We start from the raw sequence: 11,771 nt of genomic DNA, 5'->3' as shown, positions 1-11,771 counted from the left end.
TGATCGCGTCCACGACACGCAGCGCCTATCATTGTCGCTGCCGGACCCGGCCGGGTCCGGCGCACCCCCAACCCATCCGATCAAGCTGACTCGATGAAGCTAACTCCCCGCGAGAAGGACAAGCTGCTGATCTTCACCGCCGCCCTGCTCGCCGAACGGCGCCGCGCGCGCGGTCTCAAGCTGAACTACCCGGAAGCGGTCGCCTTCATCACCGCCGCGCTGATGGAAGCCGCCCGCGACGGCAAGACCGTCGCCGAGGTGATGCATTACGGCACCACGCTGCTCACGCGCAACGACGTAATGGAAGGCGTGCCGGAGATGATTCCCGACATTCAGGTCGAAGCGACATTCCCCGACGGCACCAAGCTCGTCACCGTTCATCACCCGATTCCCTGATCAAACGCGAGGAAGGCCCATGATCCCCGGCGAAATCCTCACCGACGACGGCGAACACGAGCTCAACGCGGGCCGCGCCACCGTCACCGTGGTCGTATCGAATACCGGCGACCGGCCGGTGCAGATCGGCTCGCACTACCACTTTCATGAAGTGAACGACGCGCTTTCGTTCGACCGCGAAGCCGCGCGCGGCTTCCGGCTGAACATCGCGGCGGGCACCGCCGTGCGCTTCGAGCCAGGCCAGGAACGCACGGTCGAACTGGTCGAACTGGCGGGCGAGCGCGTCGTCTACGGCTTCAACGGGCGCGTGATGGGCAAGCTGTGACGCGCGCACCGCGCACGCCACGCCTGCCTGTTCCGCTCATTTCCGGACCCACACCATGACATTACGTATTGGCCGCCGCGCATACGCGGAAATGTTCGGCCCCACCACCGGCGACCGCGTGCGTCTTGCCGACACGGACCTGCTGATCGAGGTCGAGCGCGACTTCACGACGTATGGCGAAGAAGTGAAATTCGGCGGCGGCAAAGTGATTCGCGACGGCATGGGCCAGTCGCAGCGCGTGCACGCCGACGTGGTCGACACGGTCGTGACCAATGCGCTGATTCTCGATCACTGGGGCATCGTCAAAGCGGACATCGGCATCAAGGACGGCCGCATCGCCGCAATCGGCAAGGCGGGCAATCCGGACATCCAGCCGAACGTGACGATCGCCATCGGCGCGTCCACCGAAGTGATCGCCGGCGAAGGCCTGATCGTGACGGCGGGCGGCATCGACACGCACATTCACTTCATCAGCCCGCAGCAGATCGAGGAAGCGCTCGCAAGCGGCGTCACGACGATGCTCGGCGGCGGCACCGGACCGGCCACCGGCACGAACGCCACGACCTGCACGCCAGGGCCGTGGCATCTCGAGCGCATGCTGCAGGCAGCCGACGGTTATCCGATGAATCTGGGCTTTCTCGGCAAGGGCAACGTGAGCCAGCCGCAACCGGCGCTGGAACAGATCGCGGCTGGAGCGATCGGCCTGAAGCTCCATGAAGACTGGGGCACGACGCCCGCCGCGATCGACAACTGCCTCAGCGTTGCCGACGACACCGACACGCAGGTCGCCATTCACACCGACACGCTGAACGAAGCGGGTTTCGTGGAAGCGACCGTGGCCGCATTCAAGGGCCGTACGATTCACACGTATCACACCGAAGGCGCGGGCGGCGGCCACGCGCCCGACATCATCAAGGTGTGCGGCGAGGCGAACGTGCTGCCGTCGTCGACCAATCCGACGCGCCCGTACACCATCAATACGCTCGACGAGCACCTCGACATGCTGATGGTCTGCCACCATCTGGACCCGTCGATCGCGGAAGACATTGCGTTCGCCGAATCGCGCATTCGCCGCGAGACGATTGCCGCCGAAGATATCCTGCACGACCTCGGCGCGCTTTCGATGCTCTCGTCGGATTCGCAGGCCATGGGGCGCGTCGGCGAAGTGATCATTCGCACCTGGCAGACCGCGCACAAAATGAAAGCGCAACGCGGCGCGCTGCCCGAGGACAACGCGCGGCACGACAATTTCCGCGCGAAGCGTTATGTCGCCAAGTACACGATCAACCCGGCGATCACGCACGGAATCGCACATGAAGTCGGCTCGATCGAACCCGGCAAGTGGGCCGATCTGGTGTTCTGGGAGCCGGCGTTTTTCGGCGTTAAGCCGTCGCTGATTCTCAAGGGCGGCATGATCGCGATGGCGCAGATGGGCGACCCGAACGCGTCGATTCCGACGCCGCAGCCCGTCCACTATCGCGAGATGTTCGCGACACGCGGCGGCGCGCTCGGACGCACGTCGCTCACGTTCGTCTCGCAGATGGCGGCCGAGGCCGGCGTCGCCGAGCGTTACGGGCTGAACAAGCGTATCGTCGCGGTGAAGAACTGCCGCAACATCACGAAGGCCGACATGATTCACAATGCGTGGCGCCCGGCGATCAGCGTCGATCCGGAAACCTATCAGGTCATTGCCGACGGCCGGCTGCTGACCTGCGACCCGGCCACCGTGCTGCCGATGGCGCAACGCTACTTCCTGTTCTAGATCATGCGCACTATCGACAAACTGGTTGCACCGCATCTGAAGCTCGCGCCCGTGCTCGTGAAGCGCGCGCCGAGCCTGACGCTCACGTTCGACGATCGTCGCAAAAGCCGGCTCGCGGCCACGCTCGACAACGGCGAGGAAGTGGCGCTGGTTTTGCCGCGCGGCACCGTGCTGCGTGACGGCGACGTGCTGGTCGCCGACGACGGCGCTCTGGTGCGCGTGGTGGCCGCGCCCGAAACGGTGCTGTACGTGCGCGCGAAAGACGCGTTGACGCTGACGCGCGCCGCCTATCACCTCGGCAACCGCCACACGCCGGTCGAAGTGGGCGTGGATTTTCTGAAGCTCGAATACGATCCGGTATTGGCCGACATGCTCAAGCGTATCGGTGCGACAGTGGATCAGGTGTCCATGCCGTTCCAGCCGGAATCGGGCGCGTATGGCGGCGGCCACAAGCACGGTCACGACGAGACCTTCGCCGAAGATTACGCGCTGGCGCAACAGGTGTTCGGTGAGCATCATGGGCATGAGCATTCGCACGACCATGACCACGACCACGGGACACATGGTCATTCGCATGCGCACGCTTCGCACGGACACGACCACGACCATGCGCACAGCCATGACCATGCCGGCCACGTGCACGACGAATCGTGCGGCCACGGCGATCACAGGCACCATGCGCATCGCTGAACTCACGGTGCTGCTGCATCTCGCGTCGCCCGCGCTGCCGATCGGCGCCTTCAGCTACTCGCAGGGGCTCGAAGCGGCCATCGAAGCGCAGTTGATTACCGACGCCGAGTCCGCCCGCGAGTGGATCGCGAGCGGGTTGACCGACGTGCTCGCGCGCGGCGAACTGCCGTTTCTCGCGCATCAGATCGAACGTTGGCGCGCTCACGACGCGCACGCCTTGAGCGCAGCGAACAGCGAGTTTCTGGCGAGCCGTGAGTCGGCGGAACTGCGGCGCGAAACGGAACAGATGGGCTGGTCGTTGCGCCAGTTGTGCGTGTCGCTCGAATGGGGCGACGCCGAACGCCGCGCGACGCTCGCCTCGATGACGCCGCTCGCGCAACCCACCGCGTTCGCCTTCGCCGCCTATGCGCACGACGCCGCGCCTGACGCCGCCCTTGCCGCCTACGCATTCAGCTGGGTCGAAAACCAGGCAGCCGCCGCATTGAAGGCAGTGCCGCTCGGCCAGCTCGCGGGTCAGCGCATCATCGTTGCGCTGCGCGAGCCGATCAGCGCCGCGGTGACCCGCGCGCTCGCCACGTCGCCGGACGCTATCAGCACGTTTGCGCCGCAGCTCGGCATTCTGTCGGCGCGTCACGAATCCCAATATTCGCGGCTCTTCCGCTCATAACATTTTTTGACCATCATGAACGCACCTCACGCTCCCGCTCACTCGTCCGTGCGCACGAAGAAGTTGCCGCCGTTGCGCGTCGGCGTCGGCGGCCCGGTTGGCTCGGGCAAGACCACGCTGCTCGAAATGCTGTGCAAGGCGATGCGCGACCGCTACGACCTCGTCGCGATCACCAACGACATCTACACAAAGGAAGATCAGCGCTTGCTGACGGTGGCGGGCGCATTGCCGGCCGAGCGGATCATGGGCGTCGAAACGGGCGGCTGCCCGCATACGGCGATTCGCGAAGACGCGTCGATCAATCTCGAAGCCGTGGACCGCATGCTGACGCGCTTTCCCGACGCGGACATCGTGTTCATCGAATCCGGCGGCGACAACCTGGCGGCGACGTTCAGCCCGGAACTGTCGGATCTGACGATTTACGTGATCGACGTGGCAGGCGGCGAAAAGATTCCACGCAAAGGCGGCCCGGGCATCACGAAGTCGGATCTGCTCGTGATCAACAAGACGGACCTCGCGCCGATGGTCGGCGCAAACCTGGACGTGATGGCCTCCGACGCGAAAAAGATGCGCGGCGAGCGGCCCTTCGTGATGTGCAACCTGAAAGCGCTCGAAGGCCTGGATGATGTGGTGAGCTTTATCGAGAAGAAAGGCTTGCTGAAGGTTTGAGCCTGAACGGGCAACGGGCGGTGTGAACCGCGCCCGTTTGCTCACTCCGGCAACACTGCCATCAACACATCCACGGTCCGCGCGGTCGCGCCGCGATGCCGTGCGGCGAATGCAGAGGCCGCGCCCCCCATTGCCAGCCGGCGCGCCTTGTCGGCAAACAGTTCGCGCAATGCCCGCGCCAGATCGGCCGGGTCCTGCACCTGCAGCGCGGCACCTGCCGCGACCGCGTCCGCGGTAGCCTGCGTGAAGTTGAACACATGCGGCCCAATCAGCACCGGCACGCCAACCGCACATGCTTCGATCAGATTCTGGCCGCCGAGCGGCAACAGACTTCCGCCAATGAACGCGAGATCCGACGCCGCATAGTAGGCGCCCAGCTCGCCCATCGAATCGCCGAGCAGCACGTTCACTGTTGCCGGCAGCGCGGGCACATTGCCCGCCGCGTCCGCCGCCGCCGCGAGTTTCGCGTCCGGCGCCCACGCTGAACGACGCTCCACGCGCAACCCCGCCTTCTCGGCCAGCGCTGCCACTTCGTTGAAACGTTGCGGATGGCGCGGCACCAGAATCAGCAATGCATTCTCGACGCCCAGAGACGCAACCGCCTGCAGCACCCGTTCCTCTTCGCCTTCACGCGTGCTCGCCGCGACCCACACCGGCCGCGTGCCGATTGCCGCGCGCCATGCATGACCGCGCGCTGCGAGTTCGGGCGGCGTGCTCATGTCAAATTTGAGATTGCCGAGCACGGCGACGTTCCGTGCGCCGAGCGCCGTCAGCCGCTCGGCATCCGACGGACTCTGCGCGAGCACACGCGCAAAGCCGCCGAACACGTCTTTCGTCGCGGCGCCGAACTTTGCCGCGCGCCTGTACGAGCGTGCGGACATGCGCGCATTGGTCAGCACCAGCGGCACATCCGCGCGACGGCATTCGTCGATCAGCGTCGGCCAAACTTCGGTTTCCATCACGAGGCCGAGCGACGGCCGCCACGCGCGCAGAAAACGCCGCACCGCGCCCGGCATGTCGTACGGCAGATAGCTGCGCAGCACACGGTCGCCGAAAATCTGCTCGCCGGTGGCGCGGCCGCTCGGCGTCATATGGGTCAGCAAGATACGCGCATCGGGCCGCGCCTTCATCAACGCTTCGACGAGCGGTTGCGCCGCACGCGTCTCACCCACCGACACCGCATGCACCCAGATCAGCGGTGCGCTGTCTTCGGGCAGCCGTCCGCGCGAGCGGCCGAAGCGTTCGCACACATGCTCGCGATAGCCGCGCTCCTTGCGCGAACGGATCAGCAGCCGAAGCACGGCGACGGGCGCGATGATCCACCAGAGCGCGCGGTAGATCGCCCTCAGCATGGTTGCCTCACCTGCTTTAGCGAACGATTGAACTTCGACGTGCTGCGCCGGACCTGCCTCGCGAGGGCGGCGCTCAAACCAGCGCCCTACCCTTCAGGCGTTCGAGAATGCCAAGCGGTGCGCATTCGGGTTGCGCCATCGCCTTGACCGGCAGGAAGAAGGTCTGCTCCAGCATGAACTGGCCGGACATCACCGCGTGCGAGGTCTGGTCCGAGAAACACACCCACACGCTGCCCGGCGGAAACGGCATGGTTTCCTGCGGGCTCGACTTCTGGTAGTCGAGGTCGGCCTTCATGCCGTCGTGCAGATTCAGCATCAGGTGGTCGTATTCGCTGCGCTTTGACTTGGTGACGTGCAGCAGATTGAGCAGCCATGCGGAACCCGGTGCTTGCGCCTTGATGTTCGGCAGAAAGCGTCGGGCCATGTCCTCGAACGGCTCGCCCACACGCCACACGCGCGGCACGCCGTGCGGATTGACGTTGGCGAACACGCGCAGAATGCGCTCGCCATAGTTCGGCCGCGACGGAAACGCATCGACGTGCAGGCGGCTATCGTCTTTACGCCAGGACGTCTGGCGTGTTTCCACCCGGTGCAGCCGCAAGCTCGTCGGTGCGACGCGCAGCCGTCCGTTGTATTCGGGAAAAAGTCCGTCGACCAGCGTACGCGCATTGGCCTGATATCGCGCGATCAACGCGCGCACCGCCGACTGCGTGACCGCGTCGCCCACCACGCCATGCAACGCGCCGCCATTCGGCTCGAGACTGATGTTCTTGCGCTTCGGATCGGCAAGCGCAGGATCGAGCAGCGCCGGCTCACCGCCTTCAATGGCAAAACGCAGGTTCGGGAAATACAGCACCTTGCCGCGCTCGACGCCGGCGAGCAGCGTCTCGCGCGGCACGGACAGATTGCGCCCGTGCCAGTCGGCGTTCGCTACTTCGATGATCTGGGTTTCGTTCATGGTCGCCCTTGAAAACGGATGGAGCGTAAGGCGAAGCGCACCGTGCTACAGCAGCCCGAAGCCGGCCAGCGCGGATTTGACTTCCTGCAGCGTGGGCGGTTTGCCGGCCGTGCCCAGGTTGACGACATTCGGTGACCAGTACCCGCCAGTACGCCATGCGGTGGCGAAATTGTACAACTCGACCGTGGGCCGCTTCAGTGCCGCCGCAATGTGGACTAGACCTGTGTCAACGCCGACCGTCGCGGCAGCGCCCTCGATCAGACCGACCACTGCGGGCAACGAGAGCTTCGGCGGCACGATCGCCGCCGCGCCGAATTCTTTTGCGAGCCGCTCGCTGGTCGCGCGCTCTTCGTCGCTGCCCCAGGGCAACACGATCGACGCGCCGCGCCGGATCAGTGACTGGCCGAGTTCGATCCACGCCGTGTCGGGCCACTGCTTGTCGGCGCGCGACGTCGCATGCACGAACACCACATAGGGCACCGGCAGATTCAGATCGGATTCGGACAAGGCGAGCGCCGCGCGCCGCGTGTCGATACCGAAGTCGATTTCGTCGGCAGGTTGAGGCGGCGGATCGTTCAACGCCGCGGCCACCAGTTGCCGCGTCCGCTCGACCACATGCGTGCGCGGCTCGATCGGCACGCGCTTGTCATAAAAGAAACGCACCGGCCATTCGAAGCCGGCGCCGTCGGTGCGGTTCGCGAGCCCGACCAGCGGCCCGCGCGCCATGCTTGCGAGCCAGGCGGTCTTGATGAGTCCCTGACAGTCGATCACAAGATCGTAGTTTTCAGCGGCAAGCGCGCGACGGAAAGCGCCGATCTCGCGCCAGTTGCCGGCAGACAGAAGCCGCTTGCGCCAGCGCCGCAATGAAACCGGAATCGCGCGCCGCACACCGGTGACGAGTTGCACCAGACCCACGAAGCTTTCTTCGACCAGCCAGTCGATCTGCGCGTCAGGATGACAGCGCCGGATATCGGCGATCACCGGCATGTTGTGAACGACGTCGCCCAACGACGACACCCTCACGATCAGTATCTTTTGCACGCTCAAGAGTGGGAAAACCGGCTATCCGGCCCGAAGATGCGTTGAAAGGACGGCAATTCTAGCGCGCTATAGCCAAAAGGCATGAAAAAACGCGGCGCGGTCAGTCAAACCCGCGCCGCGTTCTACGTCTGCCGCGATTCGATCCGAACCCCGGCACCGCTCAAACGATCAGAACGGCAGCTTTGCGTCGGCCTTCTCCGCAAGAATCACGCGGCGGAAGTCTTCCTGAATGCGTTTGAGCGCCTCGTCGCTATCGGCTTCGAAACGCATCACGACAACCGGCGTGGTGTTCGACGAGCGCGCAAGGCCAAACCCGTCCGGATACTCGACACGCAGGCCGTCGATCTTCACGACGTCGTCCGCGCCGGTAAAGTTGGCGTTCTGCTGCAGACGCGCGATCAGTTCGAAGTTCTCACCTTCTTCCAGCTTCAGTTGCAGCTCCGGCGTGGAGTTCGAGTTCGGCAGCGAGTTCAGCAGCTCGCTCGGATTGTCGACGCGCGTGAGGATTTCCAGCAGACGTGCGCCGGTGTACAGGCCGTCGTCGAAACCGTACCAGCGGTCCTTGAAAAACACGTGGCCGCTCATTTCACCTGCCAGCGGCGCGCCGGTTTCGCGCAGCTTCGCCTTGACGAGCGAATGGCCGGTTTTCCACATCAGCGGTTCGCCGCCCTTGTCTTTCACCCACTTCGCGAGGTTACGCGTGCACTTCACGTCGTAAATGATCTGTGCGCCCTTGTTGCGGGACAGCACTTCTTCGGCGAACAGCATCAACTGACGGTCCGGATAGATAATCTGGCCATCTTTGGTGACCACACCGAGGCGGTCGCCGTCGCCGTCGAACGCGAAGCCGATTTCGGCATCTGTTTCCTTCAGCGCGCGAATCACGTCCTGCAGGTTTTCGGGGTGCGCCGGGTCCGGGTGATGGTTCGGGAAGTTGCCGTCGATCTCGGTGAACAGTTCGACCAGTTCGCAGCCGAGCTTTTTGAACAGTTTCGGCGCGAGGCCGCCCGCGACGCCGTTGCCGGTATCCACCACGATCTTGATCGGGCGCGCGATCTTGACGTCGCTCGCAATGCGTTCGAGGTACGCGTCGGCAATGTCGTACTCGGTGTACGTGCCGCTACCCTCGGCGAAATTGTCGTCGACGATACGCTGATGCAGCGCGAGAATCTGCTCGCCATAAATGGCCGCGCCGCGCAGCACCATCTTGAAGCCGTTGTAGTCCGGCGGATTGTGGCTACCCGTGACGACGATGCACGAATCGATACGGCGCTCGCCGCCGTCGAGCTTTAACGGCACGCTCGCCGCGAAATAACCGACCGGCGTCGGCACCATGCCGACGTTGACCACGTCGACACCGGCCGCACGCAGACCGTCCGACAATGCCTGGATGAGCTCGGGGCCCGACAGGCGCCCATCTCGCGCGACGACGACGGCGTCGCCGCCCTGCGCCCGCACTTCGCTGCCGAACGCGCGGCCGATCGCACGGGCGGCGTCGGCGTCGAGCGTCTTGCCGATTACACCGCGAATGTCATACGCCTTGAAAATGGATTTGGAGATCATGTTGGCTCACTTGCGTGCAATGGAAAATTTTGACTGACGCACCACTGGAGAATCGGTAAAACACGCTGCCGAATCCCGTGAAACGCCCTTGCCGGAAGCGATCCGGTTCCAACTTATAATTGCGTTTTTCGGACCCGCCTTAAAACACCATTCTAATGCTTAGACGCCCTCCTTTTGTAAAGTTGCCGCGACAGTCGGCCAGGCGGGCAAACGCACACGTGGCCGTCACCGGATGCTGACGCTCAAGCGCTTCGCCAATCCCGACGTCACGCGCGCCTTCACCAACATCGTCTGGCTCGGGCTGGAACGACTCACGCAAATCGGCGTGGCCATCGTCATCAGCGGTGTGCTCGCGCGGTACTTCGGCCCCGACACGTTCGGCAAATGGCAGTACGCCAATACGCTGCTGCTGGTGCTCTCGCCAGTCACCTGGGTGTGCGGCGCGGAAATCCTCGTGCCCACCATCGTCAACCGGCCGCTCGCGCAGCTCGGCACCGTGCTCGGCAGCGCTTTTGCGCTGCGCATTTCGGTGTCGGCCGCCGCATTGCTGCTCACCTGGTTTGCCATTGCGCTGCATTTTCTCGATCCGCTGGTCGGCGCCATGCTGGCCGGTCTCGCGGTGACCATGCTGTTTCGCGAGCCGTTCGTCGGCGTGATCAATGCGTGGCTGCAAAGCATGACCTACAGCAAGCCTCAGTTGCTCACCAGCATGAGCACGGCGATCGTCAAAGCCGGCTGCGTCTATCTGCTGGTACGCGCCGCGGCCGCGCCCGCGCGCTTTGGCTGGCTGTGGGCCGCCGAATCCGCGCTGATCGGCATGGTGCTGCTCACTTATTACATACGGCGGCACGGCGGCAAACTCGGCTGGCAACTCGACCGCTCGCTGTTCAAACATTTCGCCAGCGCGGGCACGGTGTTCTGGCTCGGGCTGATCGGCATGTATCTGTTCCTGAAACTCGACCGGCTGATGCTCGAACGCGCGATCTCCTTTGCCGACCTCGGGCGCTACTCGGCCGCACAGCAGCTCAACGAGAACTGGATCACGCTCGCACTGATGCTCGCGCAGACCATTGCGCCGGCGTTCGTCTACCGCGTGCAGGACGCCGCGCAGTTGCGCCGCAACATGTGGCGCCTCACCGGCATGACCGCCGTACTGATGGTGAGCGGCGCACTGGTGCTCGATCTGCTGGCCGGCTTCATCATCCGCCGGGTTTTCGGGCCGGCTTATGAAGGCGCCGTCGAAATTTTCCGCTGGGCCGTCTGGCTTTCCGTGCCCGCCGGCATCGAGGCGATCGGCAATCTGATCGTGCTGAAGTACCAGGCCAAATTCGTGTTGCTGTTCAAATGGCTGCTCGCGCTAGCCGTCGCATTCGTCGTCAATCTGCTCGCTATCCCGAGGCTCGGTGCGAACGGCGCGCTCGTGGGACTTGCCGCCGGCTACGTCGCGGCCGTGTCAGTCAATCTCTATTACATCCGCTTCAAGTTGCGCCCATGACGAACTCACCCGCCGCCGCGCACACTCCGCTCGACGACGTCGCGGTGCTCATGCCCGCGTACAACGGCCAGGCCGACGTCGATCTTACGCTCGCCTCGTTCAATGAAAGTGCGCTGGTGCACGTATTGATCGTGGACGACGGCAGCACGCCGCCTATTGTCGCGCCGTCCATTGCGAACATGGAAATCGACATATTGCGCCTGCCGCGCAACGGCGGGATAGAGCGCGCGTTACAGGCTGGCATCGACGCCCTCGCGCAGCGCGGCTTTCGCTACGCGGCGCGCATCGACGCGGGGGATCGCAGCGTGCCGCAGCGGCTCGCGCGGCAACGCGCCTATCTGGAATCGCATCCGCAGGTCGCGGGGCTCGGCATGTGGACGCAGGTCGTCACGCGCGGAGGCAAGCCGCTCTTCATGCTGAGGCCACCTGCCGAACCGGCTGCGGTGCGCCGGTTGCGTTTCTTCCGTGCCTGCCTCGCGCATCCTTCGATGATGCTGCGTATCGACGCCGTGCGTGCGGTAGGCAACTATCGCGCCGAATATCCGTCCGCGGAAGACCTCGATCTGTTCGCGCGCCTGATGGAGCGCTACGATTGCGCGAATCTGCCCGAACTCGGGCTCTATTACGAACTCAATGAAGGCGGCATCAGCGCAACCAGGCGGCGCCGCCAGGTGAGCTCGACATTGCGTTTGCAGCTGCGTTACTTCAACATCGCCAATCCGTACGACTGGCTCGGCCTCGTGAAGAATCTGCTGCACCTCGTGATGCCATACAGCACGCTGCAGCGGGTCAAGCGCGTGCTGCTCGCGCCACGCGCGGGTCATTGACCGACTGTGCGCGAATTCGGCACGCC

12 protein-coding genes are annotated in these 11,771 nt (G+C 64.4%); 8 read left to right on the top strand and 4 right to left on the bottom strand.

Features of this window, described 5'->3' with window-relative positions; genetic code table 11:
- Nucleotides 1-93: 93 nt before the first annotated feature.
- From ureA to ureG, 6 genes are read left to right on the top strand one after another with little or no spacing between them, the layout of a single operon-like run.
- Entirely contained in the window at nt 94-396 is a 303-nt protein-coding gene (gene ureA / locus AAGS40_RS03235) for an urease subunit gamma (RefSeq protein WP_059945063.1), read from the top strand.
- 19 nt (nt 397-415) lie between these two features.
- Nucleotides 416-721 (top strand): urease subunit beta, encoded by a 306-nt coding sequence (locus AAGS40_RS03230; protein ID WP_345813134.1) that lies wholly within the window; start codon nt 416-418, stop codon nt 719-721.
- A gap of 55 nt (nt 722-776) precedes the next feature.
- The gene (gene ureC, locus AAGS40_RS03225) at nt 777-2,483 is read left to right on the top strand and encodes an urease subunit alpha (RefSeq protein WP_345813133.1); all 1,707 of its coding nucleotides are present in this window, start codon (nt 777-779) and stop codon (nt 2,481-2,483) included.
- Nucleotides 2,484-2,486: 3 nt separating this feature from the next.
- Entirely contained in the window at nt 2,487-3,173 is a 687-nt protein-coding gene (gene ureE / locus AAGS40_RS03220) for an urease accessory protein UreE (protein ID WP_345813132.1), read from the top strand.
- Nucleotides 3,160-3,840, top strand: a complete 681-nt coding sequence (locus tag AAGS40_RS03215; RefSeq protein WP_345814233.1) for an urease accessory UreF family protein — start codon at nt 3,160-3,162, stop codon at nt 3,838-3,840. Before ureE ends, AAGS40_RS03215 begins: the two co-directional genes overlap by 14 nt.
- Before the next feature lie 15 nt (nt 3,841-3,855).
- Nucleotides 3,856-4,509 carry an urease accessory protein UreG gene (gene ureG, locus AAGS40_RS03210; RefSeq protein ID WP_345813131.1) on the top strand — a complete coding sequence of 218 codons (654 nt, stop codon included), beginning with the start codon at nt 3,856-3,858 and terminating at the stop codon, nt 4,507-4,509.
- Between the two features lie 41 nt (nt 4,510-4,550).
- Here the strand turns inward: ureG and waaA are convergent, their stop codons facing one another.
- The 4 genes from waaA to AAGS40_RS03190 all read right to left on the bottom strand — a co-directional run bounded on the left by waaA (nt 4,551) and on the right by AAGS40_RS03190 (nt 9,423).
- Complete coding sequence (waaA, locus tag AAGS40_RS03205; RefSeq protein ID WP_345813130.1) at nt 4,551-5,861, bottom strand: lipid IV(A) 3-deoxy-D-manno-octulosonic acid transferase; 1,311 nt, start codon at nt 5,859-5,861, stop codon at nt 4,551-4,553.
- A gap of 73 nt (nt 5,862-5,934) precedes the next feature.
- Nucleotides 5,935-6,819: a Kdo hydroxylase family protein gene (locus AAGS40_RS03200; protein ID WP_345813129.1), complete on the bottom strand. Its 885-nt coding sequence runs from the start codon at nt 6,817-6,819 to the stop codon at nt 5,935-5,937.
- Between the two features lie 45 nt (nt 6,820-6,864).
- A complete protein-coding gene (gene waaC, locus AAGS40_RS03195; protein ID WP_345813128.1) occupies nt 6,865-7,866 on the bottom strand; it encodes a lipopolysaccharide heptosyltransferase I in 1,002 nt (333 codons plus the stop codon).
- A gap of 162 nt (nt 7,867-8,028) precedes the next feature.
- Nucleotides 8,029-9,423: a phosphomannomutase/phosphoglucomutase gene (locus tag AAGS40_RS03190; protein WP_345813127.1), complete on the bottom strand. Its 1,395-nt coding sequence runs from the start codon at nt 9,421-9,423 to the stop codon at nt 8,029-8,031.
- Between the two features lie 232 nt (nt 9,424-9,655).
- On the opposite strand from AAGS40_RS03190, the gene AAGS40_RS03185 reads away from it, so the two are divergent.
- Complete coding sequence (locus AAGS40_RS03185) at nt 9,656-10,918, top strand: oligosaccharide flippase family protein (RefSeq protein ID WP_345813126.1); 1,263 nt, start codon at nt 9,656-9,658, stop codon at nt 10,916-10,918.
- Nucleotides 10,915-11,745, top strand: a complete 831-nt coding sequence (locus tag AAGS40_RS03180) for a glycosyltransferase (protein WP_345813125.1) — start codon at nt 10,915-10,917, stop codon at nt 11,743-11,745. The genes AAGS40_RS03185 and AAGS40_RS03180 overlap by 4 nt, the downstream gene beginning before the upstream one ends.
- Nucleotides 11,746-11,771 lie beyond the last annotated feature (26 nt).

Source organism: Paraburkholderia sp. PREW-6R (genome assembly GCF_039621805.1).
In the GTDB taxonomy this organism is placed as follows: domain Bacteria; phylum Pseudomonadota; class Gammaproteobacteria; order Burkholderiales; family Burkholderiaceae; genus Paraburkholderia.
This window is presented reverse-complemented; position numbering and strand designations above follow the sequence as displayed.

Bases quoted from the DNA above. Each gene is read 5' to 3' on its own strand.
- ureA (WP_059945063.1), top strand. From the start codon at position 94: ATGAAGCTAACTCCCCGCGAGAAGGACAAGCTGCTGATCTTCACCGCC.
- AAGS40_RS03230 (WP_345813134.1), top strand. From the start codon at position 416: ATGATCCCCGGCGAAATCCTCACCGACGACGGCGAACACGAGCTCAAC.
- ureC (WP_345813133.1), top strand. From the start codon at position 777: ATGACATTACGTATTGGCCGCCGCGCATACGCGGAAATGTTCGGCCCC.
- ureE (WP_345813132.1), top strand. From the start codon at position 2,487: ATGCGCACTATCGACAAACTGGTTGCACCGCATCTGAAGCTCGCGCCC.
- AAGS40_RS03215 (WP_345814233.1), top strand. From the start codon at position 3,160: ATGCGCATCGCTGAACTCACGGTGCTGCTGCATCTCGCGTCGCCCGCG.
- ureG (WP_345813131.1), top strand. From the start codon at position 3,856: ATGAACGCACCTCACGCTCCCGCTCACTCGTCCGTGCGCACGAAGAAG.
- waaA (WP_345813130.1), bottom strand. From the start codon at position 5,861: ATGCTGAGGGCGATCTACCGCGCGCTCTGGTGGATCATCGCGCCCGTC.
- AAGS40_RS03200 (WP_345813129.1), bottom strand. From the start codon at position 6,819: ATGAACGAAACCCAGATCATCGAAGTAGCGAACGCCGACTGGCACGGG.
- AAGS40_RS03190 (WP_345813127.1), bottom strand. From the start codon at position 9,423: ATGATCTCCAAATCCATTTTCAAGGCGTATGACATTCGCGGTGTAATC.
- AAGS40_RS03185 (WP_345813126.1), top strand. From the start codon at position 9,656: ATGCTGACGCTCAAGCGCTTCGCCAATCCCGACGTCACGCGCGCCTTC.
- AAGS40_RS03180 (WP_345813125.1), top strand. From the start codon at position 10,915: ATGACGAACTCACCCGCCGCCGCGCACACTCCGCTCGACGACGTCGCG.